This window comes from Synechococcus sp. N5 (genome assembly GCF_900473925.1).
Classification (GTDB): domain Bacteria; phylum Cyanobacteriota; class Cyanobacteriia; order PCC-6307; family Cyanobiaceae; genus Parasynechococcus.
This window is the reverse complement of the sequence record NZ_UCNI01000006.1, coordinates 126,440-150,254: the sequence shown is the minus strand read 5'-3', so window position 1 is coordinate 150,254 and position 23,815 is coordinate 126,440. Positions and strand designations below refer to the sequence as shown.

The following is a 23,815-nucleotide window of genomic DNA, read 5'->3' as shown; positions in this document are numbered from 1 at the left end:
AGAGATCTGTCAGAGCTCCAGCAGGCCTGGCGGTGGCGTGAGCAGCAGCCAGCCGTCCTCCAACTGCACCTCCGGCACGATCGCCTCCACGAAGGGAATCAGCAGCTTGCGGCCCTCCGATGTGGTGATTTCCAGCAGGTCGTTGCCGCCGCTGATCAAATCGCTCACGGTGCCAACGGCAGGGCCATCGGCCTTGAGTCGTGCCTCCAGGCCCAGCAGATCAAGCAGGTGAAATTCCCCCTCGTCCAATTCGGGCCGGTCATCCGCTGACACCAGCAGTTCCTGGCCAACAAGGGTTTCGGCGGCGCTACGGCTGTCGATGCCTTCAAGCCGAACCACGAACAGCGACTTGCCGGGCAGTTGCCGCCCCTTCTTGAGTTGGATCTCCGTCGGTTCACCCCCCTTGCGGCTGCGCAGCCAGCGGGGTCCTGGCGCTGTGAACCGCTCGGGAAAATCACTGGCGGGGTTAATCCGCAGTTCCCCCTGTAGCCCTTGGACTCCCACGATCTTGCCGACGCTGAGCCACTCGTTGCTCTCCGCCATGACATCCGCCGCGCACTCTGCCGATAATGGCCCCAGATCCGTCCGCGAACGAGCCATGGCGCCTGCAACCGCTCCGATCCTCCCCGGCTCCACCGTCACCGTTTCGGATGTCACCTCGATCTACAACGGCTACACCGGCTTCGTGCAGCGAATCAGCGGCGACTGTGCAGCCGTTTTGTTTGAAGGCGGCAACTGGGACAAGCTGGTGACCCTGCGGTTGAAGGACCTCCAGCCAGCCTGAGGCGATGGACAAGGACCGAAGCCTGCGACAACGGCTGCAGTCCACGGTGCTGGAAGCCAGCACCCCGGCGGGCAAGACCTACAACGCTGTGATTTTTGGGGCGATTCTTCTGAGTGTTCTGGCCCTGCTGCTGGAACCTGACCCCCTGGGCAATTCAGCCCTTCGCCAAACCAATGTGCCCTGGATCGATCTGGTTCAGAACGTTTGCTTGGCGGTGTTTGCGGCGGATTTCGTTCTTCATCTGGCCTTGGTGGAGAAGCCTCGCAGCTACCTGTTCAGCTTCACCGGATTGATTGACGCCTCGGCAGTCCTGTTTTTCTTCGTGCCGCAGGTGCGCAGTGAGCTGTTGCTGTGGGTGTTCAAGTTCGGCCGCATCCTGCGGGTGTTCAAGCTGCTCAAGTTCATCGATGAAGCCCGCGTGCTGGGGCAGGCCCTGCGGGGAAGTGCCCGCACCATCGGCGTCTTTTTGTTCTTCGTTTTCCTGCTGCAGGTGGTGCTCGGCTACAGCATCTTTGTGATCGAGAGCGCCCGGCCTGATTCCCAGTTCCAGACGGTGGCGAGCGGCGTCTACTGGGCGATCGTCACCATGACCACCGTCGGCTATGGCGACGTGGTTCCCCAGACGGAGCTGGGGCGGCTGTTGGCCTCAGTCGTGATGCTCTTGGGTTTCGGCATCATCGCCATTCCCACGGGAATCCTGACGGTGTCCGGGGTGCGCCATCACCAGCAGAGGTCGGTGGAGCTGGTCTGCAGCAGCTGCGGGCGTCAGGGGCACCGCAAGGTTGCCCGTCACTGCGATGCCTGTGGCGCGTCGCTGCCTTCCAGGGCCTGAAGAGCTGCTGTTGCCGCGCTCTGCTCGGCCTCCTTGCGGGATCGGCCTTTGGCCTCCGCTAGGTCTTGGCCTTGGATGCTCACCCGGCAGCGGAAGCGTTCGGGGTCGCCGTGCTGGCGGCTGCATTCTTCGGTGGTGTAGCTGGGCAGTCCCAGCCGCTGGCCCTGGCTCCACTCCTGCAGCGCTGTTTTGCCGCCGAACTGATGGGGAGTTGCCAGCACCGCCTGGGCGGTGGCGCACCAGTGGGGGGTGAGCCAGCGGTGAATCGCTTCAACGTTGCCGAGGGCGCTGTACAACGCACCGATCAGAGCCTCGGTGGCATCGGCTCGCAGCCTGGATTGGGCGGACCGATCCCCCTGGGCGTGCCGCCCCAGCAACAGATGCTGTTCGATGCCAAGTGCTGCACCCACGTCCGCCAGCCAGCGATCGCTGACCAGCTGGGCCCGCAGGTTGGAGCAGGCACCCACCGCGAGATCAGCGTGGTGGCGATCAATGAATTCGGTGGCGGCGAGCCGCAGCACCGCATCACCAAGGAACTCCAACCGTTCCAGGTTGCGGGCCCGGCCGCTCGATATGTGGGTGAGGGCCTGATCCACCAGGGCGAGTAGCTCAGGGTTGATCGGAATCTCAGTGTCGAGGCGCTGAATCAGGTTGGTGAGCTCTGCAGCGCGGGATGGATCCACAAAGACTCCTGAGCAACGCTGATGTGGGTGAAAGCAGGACATAAGCCGGGTTCTGTTCACGCCCCACAGAGGTTGGTCTGCGGAGGGTGGGTGGCTATCTATCTGGGACCGCCGTTACCGACGGCCTCAAGCGGCGCGTTCAAACGGAACGGGGCCAATGGCCAGCCGTCGTTCCTTGGCCTTGCTCCCAGCCGGGGTTTACCGAGCCAGCACCTCTCGATGCTGCTGGTGCGCTCTTACCGCACCTTTGCACCCTTGCCTGTGCCGGCGAACCGGCCATCGGCGGTGTGTTTCTGTGGCACTCTCCTCACGGTCACCCGCACTGGGCGTTACCCAGCAAGCCTGGCCATCAGGGAGCCCGGACTTTCCTCAGCCGACACTCAAAGAGATCGGCCGCAACCACCTCGCCTGCTTTCAGATCTCATCATGCCTCGTGGGCATAATTCAGAAGTCTGGGGCTGTAGCTCAGCTGGATAGAGCGACGGTTTCCTAAACCGTAGGTCGTGGGTTCGAGTCCCGCCAGCCCCGTGAGAATTGCTCAAGAGGTAGTGAGCGCTACATCTGGTGGGGTGTTCAGATCGTTCACCACCGCTAGGGTTGGTGCAACCGGGTTTGGGTGCCATGACCCAGCTTCACGATCTCCGTCTGCGGCTGTTGGTGCAGCAGGAAAGTGAGCGAATTGCTGAATCCCAGCCCACGGATCTGGATTTATCAGTGGTGCAGGCTCGTTGCCTGTGTTGGCTCGCCCTCCTGGCGGAAGCCCATGAAGACCAGGCCAGTGACGCGGAACGTCGCGGCGATACGGAACAGGCCATGGGCTGGTTCGCCGATTCGATGCGGCTGCGGGATGTGATCGGTGTGGTGTCCTCCATTGAGATCCCCCTCCCCGACACTTCTGGTGAGGATGGCCCCCAGGCCGAGGAGGATCTGGGACCTCAGGCGGCTTGATCGGTGGCATAGTGGTGAATGACCGCGAGGGACTGCATTGCCGGAAGAGCCCTGCCAGTGCCCGGATTGTCAACGGTTTTACCGTGAGCATGACCGGCTGATCCGGGAGTCCCCCACGCTTCGTCAGCAACAGGAGCTCAACTGGGCAGCGCTCCAGTCGTTCCGCACCTTGTCCGGCCGTGTGCTCGAGGATCTGCAGAAGCAGCACGGCTCCCGCCAGACCGCCGATGCAGCCGCTTCGAAGCCTGCAGCGTCCGGCGCCCCTGTTTCAGAGGAATCAGCTGATTCCATCCAGCAGGCCATTGCCGACCTGGAGAACATCAACGCCCATCTGTTCTCGATTGAGGCCTTGATGGAAAGGGTGTTTGATGTGCGCGTCCCGGAAGAAATCGAGCAGAAGTTCCGCGAACTGGCCGGTGAGCTGGCTCCAGACCCCTTGAACGTGGACCGTCTTCGGCTCAACCGCCTGTTGCACCAGACGCCTGACCTGCCTGATCGGAGCTGAAGCATTGCATCTTGGTTCCAAGCCCTGGACAGGATCCAGGGCTTTTTTTGTAGCTGTTTTCAGCGCACGTCGCAGGTGATCTCCACGTTGAGAGGATCCACGGCCCAGATGTTCTTGCAGTATTCGCCGATGGAACGGTCGGAGGAGAAGAACCCGGTGCGGGCCGTGTTCAGCAGCGACATCCGATTCCAGTGCATCCGGTCGCTCCAGGCACGGCTCACCGCATCCTGGGCCCGCAGGTAGTCGGCGTAGTCGGCCATCACATAGAAGGGGTCGTTTCCTATGAGGTTGTCGAGCAGGGGGCGGAACAGTTCGCCGTCGCCGTTGCTGAAGTGCCCCATCTCGATCAGCCGCAGGGCCTCCTGCAGTTCCGGTAGTGCGGCGATCACATCGCCAGGGCGGTAGCCGTCCTGCTGCAGGGCCGTGATTTCTTCCACGGTCTTGCCGAACAGGAAGAAGTTCTCGCTTCCCACCAGCTCACGGATCTCCACATTGGCCCCATCAAGGGTGCCGATGGTGAGGGCCCCATTCATGGCGAACTTCATGTTGCCGGTGCCGGAGGCTTCCTTGCCGGCGGTGGAGATCTGTTCGGAGAGGTCGGAGGCGGGATACACCTGTTCCCCCAACTTCACGTTGTAATCCGGCAGGAAGACAACCCGCAGCAGGCCATCCATGTCCGGATCGGCATTGATGGTTTCGGCGATGCCGTTGAGGAAGCGGATGATCAGCTTCGCCATGTAGTAGCCGGGAGCGGCCTTGCCGCCGAAGATCACGGTGCGGGGCGCCATGCCGTCGGTCTGGCCGTTTTTGATCCGCAGGTACTGGGTGATCACCTGCAGGGCATTGAGGTGCTGACGCTTGTACTCGTGGATGCGCTTCACCTGCACGTCGAACAGGCTGGCGGGGTCCACCAGCACACCGGTGTTGCGGTGGATGTAGGTAGCTAGCTTGCGCTTCACCGACAATTTGGTGTTGCCCCAGAGCTCGAGGAAGCCCTGGTCGTTCTGCCGCTCCTCCAGCTTGCGCAGGCTCTCCATGTTGGAGATCCAGTCGGGGCCAACATGCTGATCCAGCAGAGCCGACATCTCGGGGTTGGCCAGGGCGACCCAGCGGCGCGGGGTGACGCCATTGGTGACGTTGGTGAATTTCTCCGGCCACAGCGCCGCGAACTCCGGCAGCAGGTCGGTTTTCACCAGATCGGAGTGCAGCGCTGCCACACCGTTCACATGGTGGGCACCGATCGTGGCCAGGTGGGCCATGCGCACGGCTTTGCTGCCCTCTTCATCGATGATCGAGAGCTTCCGCTGGATCGCGTCGTTGCCGGGGTAGCGCAGCCGCACCTGCTGCAGAAAGCGCCGGTTGATCTCGTAGATCAGCTCCAGATGGCGGGGCAGCAGGCTGCTGAACAGGTTGAGGTCCCACTTTTCAAGCGCTTCGGGCAGCAGGGTGTGGTTGGTGTAAGCCACAGAGCGGGAGGTGATGTCCCAGGCCCGGTCCCACTCCAGATGCCGATCGTCGATCAGCAGCCGCATCAGCTCCGCTACGGCGATGGCTGGGTGGGTGTCGTTCAGCTGAACCGTCCAGTAGTTGGGGAAGTCCTCCACGGACAGGCCGCGGTTGTCGAGGCTGCGCAGCATGTCCTGCAGCGAGCAGCTGACGAAGAAGTGCTGCTGCTTCAGGCGCAGACGCCGGCCTTCGTCGGTGCCGTCGTTGGGGTAGAGCACCTTGGAGAGGGTTTCGCTGCCCACCTTTTCCTCAACGGCGCCGTAGTAGTCGCCGATGTTGAAGGCATAGAAGTCGAAGCTTTCGGTGGCATCGGCACGCCAGAGCCGCAGCCGATCGCAGATGTTGACGCGATAGCCCAGCACCGGCACGTCATGGGGAATGCCGATGGCGTGTTCCGCTGGGATCCAGCGGGAGCGGTAGTTGCCTTTGTCGTCGATGTAGCTCTCGGTGCGGCCGCCGAAGCCCACGAAGCAGGCCTCGTCGGGCTGGGGCAGTTCCCAGGGCCAGCCGCCCTTGAGCCACTTGTCGGTGATCTCCACCTGCCAGCCATCGCGGATCAGCTGATCGAAGATGCCGAACTCGTAGCGGATGCCGTAGCCGGTGGCCGGGATCTTCAGGCTGGCCAACGACTCCATGTAGCAAGCCGCCAGACGGCCGAGGCCTCCATTGCCCAGGCCGGGTTCCTCCTCCACATCCAGGATCTGCTGCAACGACTCGATGCCGAAATTCTTCAGGGCTTCTTCGGCTTCCTTCTGAATTCCCAGATTCAGCAGGTTGCTATTGAGCTGCGGGCCGATCAGGAATTCCGCCGACAGGTAGGCCACCGATTTCTGCGGGCGGGCCCGCATCGCTTCAGTGGTGGCCAGATAGCGCATCATCAGCCGATCACGCACCGCATAGCTCAGGGCCATGTAGAGGTCATGGCGGCTGGCGGTGGGGGCGAGCTTGCCGAGCGTGAAGAACAGGTGTTCCGTCATGCCGTCGAACACGCTCTTGGCATCGAGGCCGGCGCGTTCTGGGTCGTTGTGACAGCCGGGGGTCGGCAGACGCAGATCGAACGGTTGTGACGTGGTCATGGGGGTTCAGCGAGCCATGGAGCGTGGAATCACCGTCAGGCCAGGGGTGCTCGGAGCCCAACTCAATGAATTATTCGGACCGTAGCCATCACAACTGGGGCTGCCTGAAAAAAAGCGCTTAATACAGCATTCCCGGTCAATTGTGATCGTCCAGCGAACAGTTCAGCGGCGGAATCACCATTAAGGTTCGGCGTGAGACATGCCCGGCTTGATGCTGCTGCCCACCCTGCTGAGCGAAATCAGCAGTCACGACCTCGAATTGGCGGAAACGCTGATCGGCGTCCTTCGCTTCATGCTGATCTTCGTGGCGGCCCGCACCCTCGCGGAGGTTCTGGTGCGGTTCGAGTTGCCCACGATTCTCGGGGAACTTCTTGCCGGCGTGCTGATTGGTGCTTCTGGCCTTCACCTTCTGGTGCCGCCGGAAACCCAGGTGCAGCTTTCCGGGGCTTTCTCCGAGGTTGTGTCCGGCCTGTCCCATGTGCCGGTGGAGGAGATTCCAGCCCTCTACAACGAGAGCTTCGGAGCCCTGCAGGCGGTGGCCACGCTGGGGCTTTATTCCCTGCTTTTCCTCACGGGTCTTGAAAGTGAGCTGGAGGAACTGATGGCGGTGGGGGCCCAGGCCTTCAGCGTCGCCGTGGTCGGCGTGGTGCTGCCCTTCGCCCTCGGCACCCTTGGCTTGATGGCGATCTTCCACGTGGATGCGATCCCGGCCATCTTCGCCGGCGCCTCGATGACGGCCACCAGCATCGGCATCACCGCCAGCGTTTTCGGTGAACTGGGCTATCTGCGCACGCGAGAAGGCCAGATCGTGATCGGCGCCGCGGTGCTCGACGACATCCTCGGCATCGTCATCCTGGCCATCGTCGTGTCCCTGGCGGCCGGCGGCAGCCTGGAGATTGGGCCCATCGTTCAGCTGGTCGTGGCAGCAGTTCTGTTTGTGGTGGTGGCCTTGCTGTTGAGCCAGAAGGCAGCCCCTGCCTTTGATTGGTTGATCGATCAACTCAAGGCGCCCGGAGCCAAGTTGATTGGTTCCTATTTGCTCCTCGCGATCAGTTGCTTCGTGGCGTCAGCCATTGGGTTGGAGGCTGCCCTCGGGGCCTTCGCCGCTGGTTTGATCGCCAGCACCTCCAAGCATCGCCACGAGATTCAGGCGGCAGTCACCCCCATCGTTGGGTTGTTCGCCACCGTTTTCTTCGTGCTGGTGGGTGCAGGAATGGACCTCTCAGTGATCAACCCCTCTGATCCGGGGGCCCGTTCCGCCCTGGTGGTGGCAGCCTTCCTGTTCGTGGTGGCGATCATTGGCAAGGTGGCTGCCGGCTGGGCCATCTTCAGCAAGGAAAAAACCAACAACCTGGTGGTGGGGCTGGGGATGATGCCCCGCGGCGAAGTTGGCCTGATCTTCCTGGGCCTGGGCACCGCCTCAGGCCTGCTCAGCCCTGGCCTTGAGGCGGCGATTCTGCTGATGGTGATCGGCACCACGTTCCTGGCGCCGGTGCTGTTGCGCATCGTCCTCAAAGACAAGCCCCCTGAAGACGGCAATCAGGTTCCCGACGAATTTGCTGCCGATCCCCTGGCGGGTGCTTCCTGAATCAGTCGTCTTTTCCAGCATTGGCGAGGACGATCAGAACACTCCAGCCCACGGCCACAACACCAAGGCTGGAGGCCCAGCTCGGACCCAAGATCCAACTGAATCCGAGCTGGGTGACAACGCCCGTCACGAGAGCCAGCAGCAGGCTGCTGATCACCAGCACCGGTTGACCCACCGGTTCGGGCAGCTCACTCTCCTTGAGGCTTGATTCCAACGTGCTGAGTGGTGCGCTCAGCGGCACGTAGAGGGCGATGGCCCAGAGCAAAGCTCCGCGCCAGACGGATGCGTCCGCCAGCGGTCCGCCCATCACCTCGTAGCTCACCATCCAGGCCGCTTCAGTGCTGCTTAGCATCGCGTCCCTCGCAGCCGGCTGTGGATCGCGTCACCTGGAGCCATCTCGGCCATGCCGTGCACACGGTGCAGCAGCATCCCGAGCAAGACAGCAGCGATCATCCGGCGCTTCTGTTGGTGCATGGGTTCGGTGCCTCCACCGATCACTGGCGCCACAACATTCCCGTGTTGGCCCAGACCCATGCCGTGCATGCGATTGATCTGCTGGGCTTCGGCAGAAGTGCCAAGCCGGCTGGTCTGAATTACGGGGGTGCCCTGTGGCGCGACCAACTGGTGGCCTATGTGCGCGAGCGGATTGGCCGTCCGACGGTGATCGCCGGAAATTCCCTCGGTGGGTTTGCGGCCCTCGCCGCTGGAGCCGCCTTGGGATCGGACTGTGCTGGCGTCGTGCTGCTCAATGCCGCCGGTCCCTTCAGTGATGAGCAGAAACCGCCGCAAGGCTTGGGTGCCATCGCCCGCCAGAGCATCGGCACGGCCCTGCTGAAGAGTCCGGTGCTGCAGCGGTTGCTGTTCGAGAACCTGCGCCGACCCGCCACGATCCGCCGCACCCTCAATCAGGTGTATGTCGACAAGACCAACGTTGACGATTGGCTGGTGGAGTCGATCCGGCGCCCCTCCCTGGATCCAGGCGCCTTCGGGGTGTTTCGCACGGTCTTCGATATCCCCCGAGGTCAGCCCCTCGATGAGCTTTTCGCCGAACTGACGGCGCCGTTGTTGCTGCTCTGGGGCATTCGTGATCCCTGGATTAACGCCCCGGGTCGCCGCTCCACCTTTCAGCGCCATGCTCCTGAGGCCACCACAGAGGTGGTTCTGGAGGCCGGGCACTGCCCCCACGATGAGGTGCCGGATCAGGTGAATGCGGCGCTGCTGCAATGGCTGGAGAGCCTGAAGTCGGCTGCGGCACCGACAAATGTTGATCTGCTGGCTAAGTGAATGGATGAGCCACCCCGCATCGGCGGATGCCCATGACTCTTACCCAGCAGTCGGCCCCCTACGCCCACTGGGACTTTGTGCATCCCAGCAGTGGTGATCGGTTGCGCATCATTCCCGAGCGGGGTGGTTTGGTGAGTGGTTGGTGTTGCGGGGGACGGGAGATCCTTTATTTCGACCAGGACCGTTACGCCGATCCGAGCAAAAGCATTCGCGGCGGCATTCCGGTGTTGTTTCCGATCTGCGGAAACCTGCCCGGAGATGTGCTGCCTGTGGATGGCCTCGACTATCCCCTCAAGCAGCACGGCTTCGCCCGGGATCTTCCCTGGCAGCTCCAGTTGCTGGAGGATCAGAGCGGTGTGTGCCTCAGCCTCTCCAGCAGCGACGAAACGCTGAAGGCCTATCCCTTCCCTTTCCGTTTGGAGATGGAGCTGCGCCCGGTGGCCTCTGCCTTGGAGATCTCCACCACGGTGCACAACTGCGGTGATGCCGCCATGCCGTTCAGTTTCGGCTTGCACCCCTACTTCAACGTGAGCGATCTGGCCCAGACCCGGCTCACGGGTCTGGCGGAGCGCTGCCTCAACCACCTGGAGATGGCGGAGGCCGCCACCGCCGATCAGCTCAAGCGGTTGCCCGAAGGGGTGGATTTCCTCTGCCGGCCTGCGGGTCCTGTCAGCTTGATCGACGACGCCACCGGGGTGACGCTGGAGCTGCAGCATCAGGCACCGATGGATCTCAGTGTGGTTTGGACTGAGCCCCCGCGGCCGATGGTTTGTCTGGAACCCTGGACTGGTCCGCGCCAGGCCCTGGTGAGCGGTGACCAAAAACTCGTGCTCCAGCCCGGTGCAAAGCAGACCCTCGCCTGTCGCTACAGCGTCTCCTGATTCACCCCGGGCAGACGGCCGCGGCTGAGCTGCAGTTTGGGGTCGAACTGACGTTTCACCGCTTCGATTAGCGGTCGGGACGGACGGTCAAGCCAGACCGGCACGGTTGATTCGGCCGCGCGTTTCAACAGCGTCATTTCGCCGCCGAGGCGGAGCACGCTGCGGCGTAGCGCCTCCAGCTGGTGATCCGCTGTCGCCGCGTCGCACCAGCCATCACCGCAGCCGGCTCCGGCGGCCAGCTCCCAGGTCCATGGTTTGAGGGCCCTCATCGCCTCATCCCGCAACAACCGGTGCAACTGGGCCGGCGGTAGCACCAGCCGCACCAGCTGCGCAGAGGGGCTGGCATCGAAGGGTGTGGTGAGGGCATCGGAACAAGCCTGGCGTTCGGCGCTGAGCTGTTGGTTCAGCGCCAACGCCTCGAGCTGCTTCAGCTGATCGTTCACCGCCTGCTCCGAGACGCTGCTCACCACCAGCCGCAGCCGCCAGGCACCATCGCCGCCGTTGATCCAGTCACAGCGTTCCGGCGTCAGGCTGGAGCGCAGCAGTTCGTTGCGAAAGGCCTCCTGGGCCTTCAGGTCGCCCTCCACAAGCAGGCCGCTCCGGGCGGGCCGCAGCGGTTGCAGCCGCAGGGTGAGTTCGGTGATCAGCGCCAGGCTGCCCCAGCTGCCGCAGAGCAGCCGCATCAGGTCGTAGCCCGCCACGTTTTTCACCACCCGTCCACCGGCGTGGGCTACGACGCCATCCGCGCGCAACAGGCCGATGCCAATGATCTGATCGCGCACCCCCAGATGGCGCTGCCGTAGTCCCCCCGCCAGTCCACGGGCCACCAGGCCGCCGATGCTTCCGGCAGCGCCGGCTCGGGGCCAGTCAATGGGCAGCCATTGCCCCTGCTCCGCCAGCAGATCCTGCAGGTCCTGCAATGGCAGGCCCCCTTCCACCGTAATGGTCAGATCGTCCACGGCATGGTCGATCACCTGGTTGAGCTGCCGGCAGGAGAGCACCTCATGGCGGGGATCCAGCGGCGGACCCCAGTCCAGGCGTGTGCCCAGGCCACTGGGACTCCAGGGGGTGCCGCTCTGGTGCCACTGGCGCACCAGATCAATCAGAGCACTGCGGCTGGCGGGGGAATGCCTCACGGCACGATGGTGCCATGAAGGTTGTGGTCATTGACGACGATCCCACCGGCTCGCAGACGGTGCACAGCTGCCCACTGCTGCTGCGCTGGGATGTCGACACCCTGCGCCGGGGGCTGCGTCATGCGTCGCCTCTGTTGTTTCTGCTGGCTGACACCCGGGCGCTGATGCCCACGGATGCCGCGGAACGCAACCGCGGTATTGCGGTGGCCTTGGATCAGGCGCTGCAGCGGGAGGGATTGGCCCGTGATCAGGTGCTGCTGGTGAGTCGTGGTGATTCGACCTTGCGCGGCCATGGGGTGCTGGAGCCTGAGGTTTTGCAGGCGTCCTTCGGGCCCTTTGATGCCACGTTCCATGTTCCGGCGTTCTTGGAAGGGGGCCGCACCACCGTGAACGGGGTGCATCTCCTCCACGGGGAACCGGTGCACACCACGCCGTTCGCTCAGGATCGGCTGTTCGGTTTCAGCAGCAGTGATCTGGCCCGCTGGTTGGAGGAGAAGAGTGATGGGTCCATTGCCGCGGCGTCCGTGCAGCGCATCTGTGGCCGGGAGCTTGATGCCGCCTGCGCAGCAGGCCTGCCGTTGTTGATCGAGCGTCTGCGTGGGCTCCAGGGCAATGCCTCTGTGGTGGTGGATGCCGAGCGGCAGGAGCAGCTCACCGCTCTGGCAGCAGCGGTGCGCGCCCTGCAAGGGCAGAAACGCTTTCTGTTCCGTTCCGCCGCCAGCATGGTGAAGGCCCTGGCCGATCCAGGCCCGCCGCCGCTTGATCCCAAGGGCTTAGCGGGGTTGCGACGGTTGGCTGACGATGGAACGCCTCTGCCGGGCCTGGTGATGGTGGGCTCCCATGTGCCTTTGGCGGATCAGCAGCTGGAGCTTTTGCTGCAGGAATCGGGTTGCCAAGGGGTTGAACTGTCGGTGCCGCGCATCGCTCGGGTGCTGGAGGGGCCGACACCCGAACTGTTGCTGGCGGATCTTGAGCGGGTCTGGTTGCAGCAGCTGCGGGCACTGCTGGATCAAGGTCTGACGCCGGTGTTGTTCACCAGCCGCGGTGAGCTGCGTTGTGCTTCCGAACAGGAGGGCCGGCGCTTGTCCTGCGCTCTGGCCGAGTTGATGGGGCGACTTGCGTCAGCCCTGGCTCCTGATCTGGGCTATCTGCTCAGCAAAGGTGGCATTACCACCCAGACGCTGCTGGCCCGGGGCCTGGCCCTCGAGTCGGTGCAGCTGGAAGGGCAGCTGCTGCCGGGTCTGTCGTTGGTGCGTCCGTCAGCGGGACCCTGCAGCGGACTGCCGATTCTCACCTTCCCCGGTAATCTCGGCGTTGCTGGCACGTTGAGGGACGCCTGGCAGCGGATGGAGGCCGGCTGAGGCGGCCAGCAGTTCCATCGGATGCTGCACCTGGGCCCGATTGCCTAGATGGCGCCGCAGCTGCAGGGTGCAACCGATGTTGGCGCTGGCCACCAGTTCGGCGCCTGTGCTGCTGAGGTCGTCGGCCTTGATTCGGCCCAGTTCGGAGGCTTCCTCTGGCTGCACCAGGTTGTAGATGCCGGCGCTGCCGCAGCACACCCCTGCCTCGGTTGCTTCCCGCAGCTGAACGTTGGGGATGGCCCGCAGCAGCTGGCGGGGCTGGGCCTGGATGCCCTGGCCATGGATCATGTGGCAGGCGTCATGCATGGCCACGCCGCCGGGAAGTGGTTGCAGTTGGGCGCGGAAGGACTCCAAAAGGCCGCGGTCCGCCAGGAATTCCTGCACATCCAACACCGGAGCGCGGAAGGCCGCCTTGCCGTTCAGGAGCTCGCCGTAGGCCTTCATCGTGTGGCCGCAGCCCGAAGCAGCCACCAGCACCGCATCCAGATCTCCCTCAACGGCATTCATGCTCCGAATCAGATCCGTTGCCAATTGGCGCGTGAGCTCCAGCTCCCCCTGGTGATGGCTCACCGCCCCGCAGCAGCCCTGGTCTGCTGGGATGACCACCTCAAATCCGTTGGCCTGCAGCACTTTCACCGTTGCGGTGCTGACGCTGGGATCGAAGCAGCGCTGCACGCAGCCCAGCAACAGCGCCACGCGGCCGCGGCGTTTGCCGTAGGCGGGATTGATCTGGGGCAGTCGGTCGGTGAAGCTCTCCTGCACCAGGGGTGGCAGCAGCTGCTCCATCGCTTCGATTTCCGGCCCGAACAGACGGGTGAGCCCGGAGCGGCGGGCCAGGTGTTGCAGCGGTGTGCCGGCATAGGCCCGCAAGGGTTGCAGCAGGGCCCGCAGGCGCTTGGGGTAGGGCAGCACCTGCAGCAGCAGCTTGCGGAAGCTGGTTTGCCAACTGCTGCGCTGGTTGGCCTGATTCAGCTTGGGCCGGGTGGCTTCGATCAGCTGGTCGTAGCGGACTCCCGAAGGACAGGCGGAAACACAGGCGTAACAGCCCAGGCAGGTGTCGAAATGGCTGGCCACCGTGGCATCCAGCTCCAGGTCACCGGCTTCGATCGCCCGCAGCGCATGGATGCGGCCGCGGGGTGAGTCCATCTCACTGGCCAGCACGCGATAGCTGGCACAGGTGGGCAGGCAGAAGCCGCAGTGCACGCAGGGGTCTGCTGCACCTGCGGGAAGCCCGGGGAGCTGGGTGGGAGAGGCCATTGCCTGAGTCTGGCGTGAATGGCAGGTCTGGTGATCAGAAGCGCTGGATGATCGCTTCGGCGAAACCGCTGCAGCTCACCGGATCCACCTGGGGCTCCATCAGTCGGGCCAGGTCGTAGGTGACCTGCTTGTCGGCAATGGCGGCACTGAGGCCCTTGGTCACCAGATCAGCGGCCTCCTGCCAGCCGAGGAACTCCAGCATCATCACGCCGCTGAGGATCACCGAACCGGGGTTGATCCGGTCGAGGCCAGCGTGTTTCGGGGCGGTGCCGTGGGTGGCTTCGAAGATGGCGGCGTTCTCGCCGATGTTGGCGCCGGGGGCCATGCCCAAGCCACCGACCATCGCGGCGGCGGCGTCGGAGATGTAATCGCCGTTGAGGTTCAACGTGGCGAGGATCGAATACTCCTGGGGCCGGGTTTGGATTTGCTGGAAAATGCTGTCGGCGATGCGGTCATCCACCAGCACCATCTCCTTCCACTTGCCGCCACCATGGCTGCTGCCGATGGCGTCGATCACCGCCTGCACCTCGGTGTCGATGTCGGCTTTCTTCTCTGGAGTGAGGCTGTCGTAGCCAGGCTCGATCATGCGGGCGTTGGCCTGCACGCTCAGTTTGGGATCCTTCTCGAGGTTGCCGAGGATCCAGCTTTCCCGCTCGGTGATGCACACATCGCGGAATTCGGTGGTGGCCAGTTCATAGCCCCAGTCCCGGAAGGCTCCTTCCGTGAACTTCATGATGTTGCCCTTGTGCACCAGGGTCACGTGGCGCTTGTCGCCCTGAAGACGCAGGGCGTGCTGGATGGCCTTGCGGATGTGGCGCTGGCTGCCGGCTTTGCTCACCGGCTTGATGCCGATGCCTGAACCTTCTGGGATCTGGCGCTTGCCCAGTTTGCCGTTGGCAGGGATCACAACCTCGTTGAGGTGCTTGCGCAGCTCCTGGCCAACGGCGTCATCGGCTTCCCATTCCACCCCCATGTAGATGTCTTCGGTGTTCTCCCGGTAGACGATCACGTCCAGATCCTGGGGACGCTTGTGGGGGCTTGGGGTGCCCTCGTAGTAGCGGCAGGGACGCACGCAGGAGTACAGATCAAAGATCTGGCGCAGGGCTACGTTCAACGACCGGATGCCGCCACCCACGGGAGTAGTAAGTGGTCCCTTGATGGCCACGCCGTAGGTGCGGATCGCCTCGAGGGTGTCCTCCGGTAGGTACTGGTAGGTCCCGTAGAGGTCGCATGCTTCATCGCCGGCGTAAACCTTGAACCATTCGATGCTCTTGCTGCCGCCGTAGGCCTTGGCCACAGCCGCATCCAACACTTTCTGGGTGGCGGGCCAGATGTCCACCCCGGTGCCATCGCCCCGGATGAAGGGGATGATCGGGTTGTCGGCCACCACGGGCTGACCGTTCTCGAAGCGGATCGGTGTGCCCTGGCTCGGGGCGGTGAGCTTCTCGAACTGGGCCATGGCGGTTGGTCGGGCGTCAGCAGGCCGAGCCTATGACTGAGCCGGGAGCCCTACGGTTTCAAACAGTGCAGACCGCCATCAATGGCCAGCGAGCAGGCCATGGCCGATGTAGAGCACCAGCAAAGTCAGCAGTAATGCCGCCGGATTGACCAGCCAGGCGGAAATGGTCGCGCTGATGCTCATGAGGGCACGAAAATCATGTGCATTGTTGGGGCGAGTCTCCACAGCGCTGAAGCAGGGCTTCAATTAGCCGCCAGGCCTGCTTTTCGTAGCCTTTGAGGAAGGTCTCAAAGCTCTGAGCTGCCGCTGCGTTAGCACCATCAGAAATCACTCGCAGTACCAACCAGGGAATTCCCTCTTGTTCGGCCACCTGCGCGACTGCAGCACCTTCCATCTCAACGGCCCGCAGGTCGGGTAGGGCATCCAGCAGCGCTTGCAGCACTGCTGGATCGCCGATGAAACGATCTCCTGTGGCGATCAGACCACTGTTGGGCTGAGCGAACCCGTCCAGATCGCCTGCGCTATGGGCCTCCAGCAGAGCGGTCTTGGCCCAGTTGAACCAAGCCGGCTGCGGTCGGAGCCGGTCCTGCTTTAGCGATGGCAGCGTGAAGCGCGGGAACAGGGGCCGGGCATCCATGTCGTGCTGGACCAAGGCATCGGCCAACACCACATCCCACTGGCTCAGAGCTGAATCCGCTGCGCCGGCAACGCCGGTGAAGATCAGCAGATCGATGCTTGGTTCGCTGGCGAGCAGGCGTGTGGCGGCCCGTGCAGCGCTCACCTTTCCCCAGCCGCTCCATGCCAGGGTGAGGTGAACGGTGTCACCCCAGGAACCCCTGTGGACCCTTAGGTCGCCATGGTCGCTGCAGCTCAGATTTTTCAGGTGGCTGAGAGCAGAGCCGATTTCCTCCGGCATGGCGCTCAGCAGGCCGAGGCGCAGCGGTTGCGTCATGGTTTCGTAAACCTCGGGCAACCGTAACGGCGACCTTTTGCATCTCCCTGCACACTGTGCGAAACCAGGAGGTTGCGGTGAACGCGGGTGAGTCGGTACACAGCGTGGCCCGGATGCGAGCACTCGCTTCAACGATCACCCTTGTGCGACGTCAGTTTCCTGCTGCGCAGGCCAACCTCAGCCCATGGAGGGATGACCCGCAGACCCGGCAGTGGAGTGAAACAGAATCACTTGACCTCTCCTTTCACTTCCCGGGCTGGAGTCCACGTTTGGAGTGCCGCAGTTTGCTGATGCAATTGCGCATCAGCACCGAGCGAGGTGATGACCAGTTGCACTTGCTCGGTGTGTTGATGCGAGGCATGACTTACGACGGAGAACGCTGGCGCCTCGCGACGGTTGGTGAATGGTTGCCGGAAGGCTCCCATTTGCCCCAGCAGCAACAGGTGAGGCAGCTTCAGCAGATCTGTCGCGAGCTGTTTGAACTGTTTGATCGGAATGCTTCGTCCGATACAGCGGCGTAACCCTTCGCAACGCTCGTGACCACCCTTACGTGGACTGCTTATAGGGTCTTTCCATTGGTCCAATCAAAAGCAATCATGTCTGTCGCCCTTGCTGCCCAGCTCCGGGAAGGCACGAAAAAATCGCACACCATGGCCGAGAACACCGGCTTCGTGAGCTGCTTTCTGAAGGGTGTTGTTGATAAGGCCAGCTATCGCAAGCTTGTCGCTGATCTGTATTTCGTTTATTCCGCGATGGAGGACGAGATCAGCAAGCTGGCAGACCACCCGGTGGTTGGGCCTGTTGCGATGGCCCAGCTGAATCGTCGTGAGGCGTTGGAACAAGACCTCACGTATTACTTCGGCGATAGCTGGAAGGAAAACATCCAGCCCTCCCCTTCAGCGGCGGCGTACGTAGAGCGTATTCACGCTGTAGCCCAGGAATCTCCCGAGTTGTTGGTCGGCCACCACTACACCCGTTATCTCGGTGATCTTTCCGGAGGTCAGATCCTCAAGAACATCGCCCAGAAAGCGATGAACATGGAGGGTGATGCCGGCCTGCGCTTTTACGTCTTCGACGACATTGCCGATGAGAAGGCGTTTAAGACGACCTATCGCTCCGCAATGGACACGCTGCCCATCGATCAGGCCATGGCCGATCGCATCGTTGAGGAGGCCAACCATGCTTTCCACCTAAACATGAATATGTTCAAGGAGCTGGAGGGCAACCTCGTGGCCGCCATCGGCAAGGTGTTGTTTGGTTTCCTCACCCGCCGTCAGCGGGCTGGCAGCACGGAGGCAGTCACTGCCTGATGGCATTAACGGAGTCCTCCTTTGGGAGGTTCAGTTCTATTCGGGTTCTGGTGCCTGGCACCGGAACCCGTTTTCGTTGCGGTGGCCTCAGAGTGGCTCTGCAGACCGCTCGCTTGCTGTATACGCTGCGGCATACGGAGGTTGTCACGTATCGGGAGAGAACTGATCGTCACCCCTTCCTTGACGATCTGATTCGCAATGAGTCGGGGCCAGGATCAGCTCTTTGGATCGTTAGTTGGGGCTTTGATGTTCCGCGTACGCTGGAGCTTTTGCGCGGTAAAAATGTGGTGTATCAGGCCCATAGCAGTGGCTATGGATTTGATCTCCCGCCAGGAGTGCCAGTGGTTGCGGTCAGTCGCAACACCCTCGGTTACTGGGCTGATCGTGCGCCCCGTAATCCATTGTTTTTGGTACCGAATGCTCTCGAACCTCACTGGATCAACCAGGGCGCGCGCCCCGGTTCTGCAGCGCAAAGAACCCGCTCTGAGAGACCGATCGATGTGCTGGTGCAGCTTCGTAAAAGCAGCCCCTATGTGCTGAATCAACTGGTGCCGGCTTTGCAGGCGCAGGGACTGAGAGTGGAGGTCCAGAGCGGCTGGGTCGATGATCTAGTGGAGTTGTTCAACTCCTCCAAGGTTTATCTCTACGACTCGGCTGAGTATTGGCGTGGTCGTGGGGTGAGTGAGGGTTTTGGCCTTCCGCCCCTCGAGGCGCTGGCCTGTGGCTGCGTGGTGTTCAGCAGCTTTAATCACGCTCTGGCGGACATGCTCACCCCCGGGGTCACGGCCCATCAAATCGGTCAAGGCACGCTGGCGAACGATCAAGCGCGCATCGCAGCGGCGGTCGCGAATTCTTATGGGTGGTTGCCGGATGCGGCCACGCTCGAGGGCCTGCTCGCCGAGGTGGCCGAGCGGCGCTGGTGTGAGCGCTGGGGTCATGTTTTGACGCAGCTGGAGGATCTTCGTGCCCATGGAGCCATGGGCGTGTCAGCTGAAGCGGCCTTGCGTTCGCCCTCCACACGTCGTTTGCGTTGGATGCAGCGATTCGAACGGTTGCGGAGCAAGGTGGTCGATCGGTTGCGTGGCTGATTGCTTTCGCCCTGACCAAGCGGGCTTGTGGTCCTGAATAAGCATTGTCAGGACCGTTGTTTGTTACCGAAGCAATGTCACGAGACCTTTTGTCTATAACTTCTTAAGGCACAGATCCGGAGGGAGCTGAAGCTGCTGCGGAGTTATCTCCCAGTCGTCTTCGCCTTCCTCGGCTCTTGGTTATCCCCTTTGGCAGCGTTCCTGGGCCTTATCAGTTTTGTTTTAGCCATCGCTTCGTTGGTTTCAACGGCCCCTGTGTACGAGAACTCCCGTACCATCGGCCCATGAGCTTTTTGGCCGGCCTCAATGATGCCCAACGACGGGCAGTAGATCATCACGAGGGTCCCCTGCTGGTGGTGGCAGGTGCAGGTAGTGGAAAAACCCGGGCACTCACCCATCGGATTGCTCACCTGATCGGAGAGCACGGTGCCGATCCAGCTCAAATTCTGGCGGTGACCTTCACCAATAAAGCCGCCCGCGAGATGAAGGAGCGGCTTGAGCTGCTCTTGGCCCAGAAGCTGGCTCAGAGTCAATTCGGCCAGCCCTGGAGCACCTTGCCTCCAGTGGAGCAGCGTCAGTTGCGTTCGCGCATCTACCGCGAAGTCACCAAAGAACTCTGGATCGGCACCTTCCACGCGCTATTCGCGCGGATGCTTCGTTACGACATCGATAAGTTCAAGGATGCCGAAGGACTTACCTGGACCAAGCAGTTTTCGATCTACGACGAAGCTGATGCCCAGAGCCTGGTGAAGGAGATCGTCACACAGGAATTGCAACTGGATCCCAAGCGCTTTGAACCCAAGAAGACCCGTTGGGCGATTAGCAACGCCAAAAACCAGGGCTGGCTTCCCGATCAGCTCGAGGCCAATGCTGAAGGGCAGCGGGGCAAGCTCACCGCCGATGTCTATCGGCGTTACCGCAAGGCATTGGCGGCAAATAATGCCCTCGACTTTGACGATTTGCTGCTCCTCCCGGTGCAGCTCTTGCAGCAAAACGAGCAGGTGCGCAGCTACTGGCACCGTCGTTTCCGTCACGTTCTGGTGGATGAGTATCAAGACACCAACCGCACCCAGTACGACCTGATCAAGCTGCTGGTCACCGATGGCAAGGAGCCTCAGGATTACGACGACTGGGCCGGGCGCTCGGTGTTTGTTGTGGGTGACGCCGACCAGAGTATCTACAGCTTCCGGGCTGCAGATTTCACGATCCTGATGGGTTTTCAGGACGATTTCGGTGATCAGGCTCCGGATGAGGCCACGCGCACGATGGTGAAGCTGGAGGAGAATTACCGCTCCACCGCCACGATCCTTGAAGCGGCCAACGCGCTGATTTCCAACAACACCGAACGTATCGACAAGGTGTTGCGCCCCACGCGTGGCGAGGGGGAATTGATCTCTCTTACCCGCTGTGATGACGAAATCGCTGAGGCGGAGGCTGTGGTGCACCGGTTGCGCACGATGGAAGCGGCCAATCCCGAGCTCAGCTGGGGTGACATGGCCGTGCTCTATCGCACCAATGCCCAGTCCCGTGCGATCGAGGAATCGCTGGTGCGTTGGGGCATCTCTTACATCGTTGTGGGGGGACTGCGCTTCTACGACCGACGTGAGATCAAAGATCTTCTGGCCTATCTGCGGCTGCTGATCAACCCGGCAGACACCGTCAGCCTGCTGCGGGTGATCAATGTGCCCAAGCGCGGCATCGGCAAGACCACGATCCAGCGGCTCACCGATGCGGCCAACCAACTGGGCATTCCGCTGTGGGATGTGGTGAGTGATCCTGAAGCGGTGCGTTCCCTGGGCGGTCGTTCCGCCAAGGGGCTGCTGCAGTTCTGCGATCTGGTGAACGATCTCCAGTCGCGGAGCCGTGAGGTGGCTCCCTCGGAACTGATTCAGCAGGTGATGGAGAAAAGCGGTTATGTCAGCGAGTTGATCGCTGATGGCACCGATGAGGCCGAGGAACGGCGTCGCAACCTGCAGGAATTGGTGAACGCTGCTCTTCAGTATCAGGAGGAGAACGAGGAGGGTGATCTCGAGGGATTTTTGGCCAGTGCAGCACTGGCCAGTGATGCCGACAGCAAGGACACCGCTGCGGACCGTGTCACCTTGATGACGTTGCACAGCAGCAAGGGGCTGGAGTTTCCTGTGGTCTGCCTGGTGGGTTTGGAGCAGGGACTCTTCCCCAGCTATCGCTCCTTGGACGATCCGGCATCACTGGAGGAAGAACGACGTCTTTGCTATGTGGGCATCACCCGGGCGAAGGAGCGTTTGTTCCTCTCCCATGCCAGTGAGCGGCGTCTTTGGGGTGGCATGCGTGAGGCGGCGGTTCCCTCAGTGTTTCTTTCGGAGCTGCCGGAGGCCCTGGTGCAGGGCGACATTCCCCAGAGTGGTGGAGCAGCGCTTCGGCGCGAGCGGCGCCTGGAAAGGCTCACCCGCGTGGATCGTGAGAAACCATCATCGGCCCCCGCGAATGCGGTGCGGCGACGTCAGGCAGGGCCAGCTCCCGGTCGTAGCTGGCAGGTAGGCGATCAGGTGATGCACGCCAGCTTCGGTCTTGGGGAGATCACTCATACCTTCGGCAGTGGTGAGAAGGTGTCCATCGCGGTCAAGTTCGCAGGTATGGGCCCCAAAATCCTGGATCCGCGTTTGGCTCCAATCGAACCTGTGGGTGATTGATCTCGTGGAGCTGTCCGGTATCCCTGCGGATCTACTCAGCACCGTGCAGGATGCTGCCCGCGCTTCTGGGGTAACGCGTCTGGCGTTGGTGGGCGGGGCTGTACGCGATGCTCTCCTCCACCATCAGTACCAAGACCCCTGGCGGGGTCTGCCCGATCTCGATCTTGTGTTTGAGGGTTCAGCTGAGGCTTTGGCTCGTCATCTCCTGCATCGCTGTGGTGCAGAACGGGTGTCCGAGCTGCGTGTGCATGGCAATTACGGAACAGTGGAGTTAACGCTGGATGGGGTGCGGTTGGATTTAGCCGCAGCTCGCAAGGAGCATTACCCAGCACCCGGAGTTAATCCTGTGGTGGAGGAGGGCCTGCTGGAGCTCGATCTGGCTCGTCGTGATTTCACAGTCAATGCACTTGCTCTCGAGTTGCCGCTCAATGCAGTGTCGCCTCAACGATCAGTGCACCAGCGGCTGCTGGATCTCCATGGTGGTCAAGACCACTTGGCGCGCCGACAGCTGGCTTTCTTGCATGGCACTAGCGTGGCGGACGACCCCACGCGGGTTGTCCGTGCTGCTCGCTATGGGGCCCGTTTGGATTTTTCCCTGGCTCCAGACGCCGCTAAACAGATCACTGACACGCTGGAGGTCTGGCCATGGAAATGGCATGTCGGTGATCCGCCGGAGCAGGCGCCACCGGCTCTTGCAACGCGTTTGCGCATGGAGCTCGAGTTGCTTCTGGCACGAGAACCCTGGCCCCAAGCGTTAAAACTCCTTCAGGCGTGGCGAGGTCTTGAATTGCTGGACCCCGGCTTGCAATCTGATGGTCGGATTCTGCGACGCCTGGGCCAGGCACAACGCCTCGGTTTGCCGTTGCTGACGGCGTTGGTGGCCGGTGCTGCTGACCCGATTGCCTTGGCCGCGCGGTTGCAATTGCCTCTTCAGCAGCAGCGGGTGCTGCAGCAGCAGCACTGTTTGTTGGCTTGGCTGGCTGAGGTGAGACCTGAGCAGGTGTCGGCGTGGTCGGCAGCGGATTGGACACAAGCTCTCGAGCGACAGGGCTGGGCGCCCGAGGCCGTGGCCCACGCTGTATGTGTCCTGGCTCAGCAGGCAGCTGATGGTGCCCTGTGGAAACCTCTGCTTCGCTGGTGGGGCCGTTGGCGCCATCTGCAGGCCGCTGTCACCGCGAAGGACTTGATGGCTCAGGGTTGGAAGCCAGGCCCTGCCCTGGGCGAGGAGCTCCGTCGCTTGCGCTGGCAACGGTTGGAGCAGTTGCAATAAATCAGCTCTTCCACTTGCCCTGAAGATGTCGGGATTGGCCCAAGATCCTTGATTCACGGCTGGTCTGATCGAGTTGATTATTGATTTAGATCAATGTGGTGGTCTTGGAATTAGATTAGTTGTGTGAGAAGTTTGGGAAAGGCCTTATATAGATGTCGAATCCTCAGACAAATTTACCTCCAGGCGACGATGAGATCGATCTTCTAGAAATGTTTGCTGCCGCCCAACGCCGCTGGCGCTGGGTTTTTGGTGGTGGCCTCTTGGGATTGGCGCTGGCGGTTGGAGCTGTCTCCTCCAAGCCACGTTTGGCTCCGCAAGTGCAGAGCGGCCTGATCTTGGATGTGGCCCAGGGCCCTTGTTTCTCAAGAAGTCGACAACAGAGCGTCTTCAAAGAGTCATCTGTGGAAAGATTTTCTTGTTACAGTGAGATCCAATCAGTGCGTCAAGCGTTAATTCGACTTGTTAAAAATAGTTCCCTATTGCCAAGCCTCAATGACAGTATTGCAGCATTGTAAATTTTAAGTACGACAAAAAAGGAAAAGAAAAAGTCTTGCTCGCCTTCATTTGAGCGTTGTTGGACCTTCAGTTCTGGCTCCGAAAATTCTGGATGGATTAACGCGAATCTAGAAAAGCATGACGCTGGAAATGGCGAACAAGGCCTCTGTCAATGGCATCAAACCTTTTTTTGGCCCTGACTGGATTCGTTTCGAGAAACCAACCGAGATGGTTGTCCGAAGTCCATTCCCCCGTTCACTGTTCCTTGGCTTGCTAGGGGGGGGCTGGTCGTGGGCGCTGGCAGTGCGTTGGTCGCTGATCGGCGTAGCAACCGAGTGTTTTCCCAGGTGGAGCTGCTGCGTCGCCTCGGCCACCTCCTGCGCTTTGGTTTGCCCGCTGTTCCTTGGACTTCTCCGGCCGTGCCGGTTTTGGTGGGTCAGTTGGCCACTCAGCTGAACCAAACGTTGTCTTGGAGGGTGTTGAGCATTGCCCGCCAGCATGAAGTGGTGGCGCCTCTCACGCAGTTGCTGCTGCAGCAGGGTGGAGCGCACTTCCCGTTCGAGAGCGCCGAATCCCTGTTGTCAGCCGTTTTGAGTTTGGATCCACGCGATTAGCTAACCCTTGGTTGGTGGTGGTGGAGCCGGGGTTCAATTCCGCCAGGACTCTTGAAGAAGCACGTTTGTTGATTAGTCAGATGAGCAATGCTCAGGCTGTGGGGTTTTGCTCAT

At 61.8% G+C, this 23,815-nt stretch carries 23 protein-coding genes, 1 tRNA gene and 1 other RNA gene; 16 read left to right on the top strand and 9 right to left on the bottom strand.

The genetic code is table 11. The features are described from left to right. Positions 1–9: 9 nt before the first annotated feature. Positions 10–543 (bottom strand): ribosome maturation factor RimM, encoded by a 534-nt coding sequence (gene rimM / locus DXY03_RS06165; protein WP_115009637.1) that lies wholly within the window; start codon positions 541–543, stop codon positions 10–12. A gap of 55 nt (positions 544–598) precedes the next feature. Between rimM and DXY03_RS06160 the strand changes: the two genes are divergently transcribed. Both DXY03_RS06160 and DXY03_RS06155 read left to right on the top strand, forming a co-directional pair. Then, positions 599–784 carry an NAD(P)H dehydrogenase subunit NdhS gene (locus DXY03_RS06160; protein ID WP_115009636.1) on the top strand — a complete coding sequence of 62 codons (186 nt, stop codon included), beginning with the start codon at positions 599–601 and terminating at the stop codon, positions 782–784. Positions 785–788: 4 nt separating this feature from the next. Further along, positions 789–1,616: an ion transporter gene (locus DXY03_RS06155; protein ID WP_115009635.1), complete on the top strand. Its 828-nt coding sequence runs from the start codon at positions 789–791 to the stop codon at positions 1,614–1,616. Here the strand turns inward: DXY03_RS06155 and rnc are convergent. Then, a complete protein-coding gene (gene rnc, locus DXY03_RS06150) occupies positions 1,574–2,299 on the bottom strand; it encodes a ribonuclease III (RefSeq protein ID WP_115009634.1) in 726 nt (241 codons plus the stop codon). The genes DXY03_RS06155 and rnc overlap by 43 nt on opposite strands. Positions 2,300–2,324: 25 nt before the next feature. Then, positions 2,325–2,715: RNase P RNA component class A (gene rnpB, locus DXY03_RS06145), an RNA gene on the bottom strand. A 38-nt stretch (positions 2,716–2,753) separates the two neighbouring features. On the opposite strand from rnpB, the gene DXY03_RS06140 reads away from it, so the two are divergent. From DXY03_RS06140 to DXY03_RS06130, 3 genes are all read left to right on the top strand, one after another. Continuing rightward, positions 2,754–2,827 (top strand) — tRNA-Arg (locus DXY03_RS06140). Between the two features lie 93 nt (positions 2,828–2,920). After that, complete coding sequence (locus tag DXY03_RS06135; protein WP_115009969.1) at positions 2,921–3,247, top strand: hypothetical protein; 327 nt, start codon at positions 2,921–2,923, stop codon at positions 3,245–3,247. A 37-nt stretch (positions 3,248–3,284) separates the two neighbouring features. Continuing rightward, complete coding sequence (locus DXY03_RS06130) at positions 3,285–3,752, top strand: hypothetical protein (protein ID WP_115009633.1); 468 nt, start codon at positions 3,285–3,287, stop codon at positions 3,750–3,752. A gap of 59 nt (positions 3,753–3,811) precedes the next feature. Here DXY03_RS06130 and DXY03_RS06125 read toward each other — a convergent pair whose 3' ends face one another. Further along, positions 3,812–6,334: a glycogen/starch/alpha-glucan phosphorylase gene (locus DXY03_RS06125; protein WP_115009632.1), complete on the bottom strand. Its 2,523-nt coding sequence runs from the start codon at positions 6,332–6,334 to the stop codon at positions 3,812–3,814. 211 nt (positions 6,335–6,545) lie between these two features. Between DXY03_RS06125 and DXY03_RS06120 the strand changes: the two genes are divergently transcribed. Continuing rightward, the gene (locus DXY03_RS06120; RefSeq protein ID WP_115009968.1) at positions 6,546–7,922 is read left to right on the top strand and encodes a cation:proton antiporter; all 1,377 of its coding nucleotides are present in this window, start codon (positions 6,546–6,548) and stop codon (positions 7,920–7,922) included. Between the two features lies 1 nt (position 7,923). On the opposite strand, the gene DXY03_RS06115 is transcribed toward DXY03_RS06120, so the two are convergent. Then, positions 7,924–8,274, bottom strand: a complete 351-nt coding sequence (locus tag DXY03_RS06115) for a hypothetical protein (protein WP_115009631.1) — start codon at positions 8,272–8,274, stop codon at positions 7,924–7,926. Between the two features lie 20 nt (positions 8,275–8,294). On the opposite strand from DXY03_RS06115, the gene DXY03_RS06110 reads away from it, so the two are divergent. Beyond that, entirely contained in the window at positions 8,295–9,206 is a 912-nt protein-coding gene (locus tag DXY03_RS06110) for an alpha/beta fold hydrolase (protein WP_115009630.1), read from the top strand. A 26-nt stretch (positions 9,207–9,232) separates the two neighbouring features. Then, positions 9,233–10,087, top strand: a complete 855-nt coding sequence (locus tag DXY03_RS06105; protein WP_170951998.1) for a galactose mutarotase — start codon at positions 9,233–9,235, stop codon at positions 10,085–10,087. Here DXY03_RS06105 and DXY03_RS06100 read toward each other — a convergent pair. Continuing rightward, positions 10,072–11,223 (bottom strand): FAD-binding oxidoreductase, encoded by a 1,152-nt coding sequence (locus tag DXY03_RS06100; RefSeq protein ID WP_115009628.1) that lies wholly within the window; start codon positions 11,221–11,223, stop codon positions 10,072–10,074. The two genes, DXY03_RS06105 and DXY03_RS06100, sit on opposite strands and share 16 nt — an antisense overlap. 14 nt (positions 11,224–11,237) lie before the next feature. Between DXY03_RS06100 and DXY03_RS06095 the strand changes: the two genes are divergently transcribed. Next, positions 11,238–12,584 carry a four-carbon acid sugar kinase family protein gene (locus tag DXY03_RS06095; protein WP_115009627.1) on the top strand — a complete coding sequence of 449 codons (1,347 nt, stop codon included), beginning with the start codon at positions 11,238–11,240 and terminating at the stop codon, positions 12,582–12,584. On the opposite strand, the gene DXY03_RS06090 is transcribed toward DXY03_RS06095, so the two are convergent. From DXY03_RS06090 to DXY03_RS06080, 3 genes are all read right to left on the bottom strand, one after another. After that, complete coding sequence (locus tag DXY03_RS06090) at positions 12,483–13,841, bottom strand: (Fe-S)-binding protein (RefSeq protein WP_115009626.1); 1,359 nt, start codon at positions 13,839–13,841, stop codon at positions 12,483–12,485. The two genes, DXY03_RS06095 and DXY03_RS06090, sit on opposite strands and share 102 nt — an antisense overlap. A 34-nt stretch (positions 13,842–13,875) precedes the next feature. Then, on the bottom strand, positions 13,876–15,300 hold the full coding sequence (locus DXY03_RS06085; RefSeq protein WP_115009625.1) for an NADP-dependent isocitrate dehydrogenase: 1,425 nt from the start codon (positions 15,298–15,300) through the stop codon (positions 13,876–13,878). A 196-nt stretch (positions 15,301–15,496) separates the two neighbouring features. Beyond that, positions 15,497–16,252 (bottom strand): 5'-methylthioadenosine/adenosylhomocysteine nucleosidase, encoded by a 756-nt coding sequence (locus tag DXY03_RS06080; protein ID WP_115009966.1) that lies wholly within the window; start codon positions 16,250–16,252, stop codon positions 15,497–15,499. A gap of 113 nt (positions 16,253–16,365) precedes the next feature. Here DXY03_RS06080 and DXY03_RS06075 point away from each other — a divergent pair, with 113 nt between their 5' ends. The 7 genes from DXY03_RS06075 (at position 16,366) to DXY03_RS06050 (ending at position 23,701) form a co-directional block, all read left to right on the top strand. Further along, positions 16,366–16,773 carry a hypothetical protein gene (locus tag DXY03_RS06075; protein ID WP_115009967.1) on the top strand — a complete coding sequence of 136 codons (408 nt, stop codon included), beginning with the start codon at positions 16,366–16,368 and terminating at the stop codon, positions 16,771–16,773. A 75-nt stretch (positions 16,774–16,848) separates the two neighbouring features. Next, positions 16,849–17,562 (top strand): heme oxygenase (biliverdin-producing), encoded by a 714-nt coding sequence (locus DXY03_RS06070; RefSeq protein WP_115009624.1) that lies wholly within the window; start codon positions 16,849–16,851, stop codon positions 17,560–17,562. Further along, positions 17,562–18,650, top strand: a complete 1,089-nt coding sequence (locus DXY03_RS06065; protein WP_115009623.1) for a glycosyltransferase — start codon at positions 17,562–17,564, stop codon at positions 18,648–18,650. The genes DXY03_RS06070 and DXY03_RS06065 overlap by 1 nt, the downstream gene beginning before the upstream one ends. A 284-nt stretch (positions 18,651–18,934) precedes the next feature. Beyond that, entirely contained in the window at positions 18,935–21,322 is a 2,388-nt protein-coding gene (locus DXY03_RS06060; RefSeq protein ID WP_115009622.1) for a UvrD-helicase domain-containing protein, read from the top strand. Between the two features lie 4 nt (positions 21,323–21,326). Continuing rightward, positions 21,327–22,592 (top strand): CCA tRNA nucleotidyltransferase, encoded by a 1,266-nt coding sequence (locus DXY03_RS06055; protein WP_115009965.1) that lies wholly within the window; start codon positions 21,327–21,329, stop codon positions 22,590–22,592. Positions 22,593–22,744: 152 nt separating this feature from the next. Beyond that, entirely contained in the window at positions 22,745–23,107 is a 363-nt protein-coding gene (locus DXY03_RS11855; RefSeq protein WP_136987656.1) for a hypothetical protein, read from the top strand. Positions 23,108–23,377: 270 nt separating this feature from the next. Beyond that, complete coding sequence (locus tag DXY03_RS06050) at positions 23,378–23,701, top strand: hypothetical protein (protein ID WP_136987655.1); 324 nt, start codon at positions 23,378–23,380, stop codon at positions 23,699–23,701. Positions 23,702–23,815 lie beyond the last annotated feature (114 nt).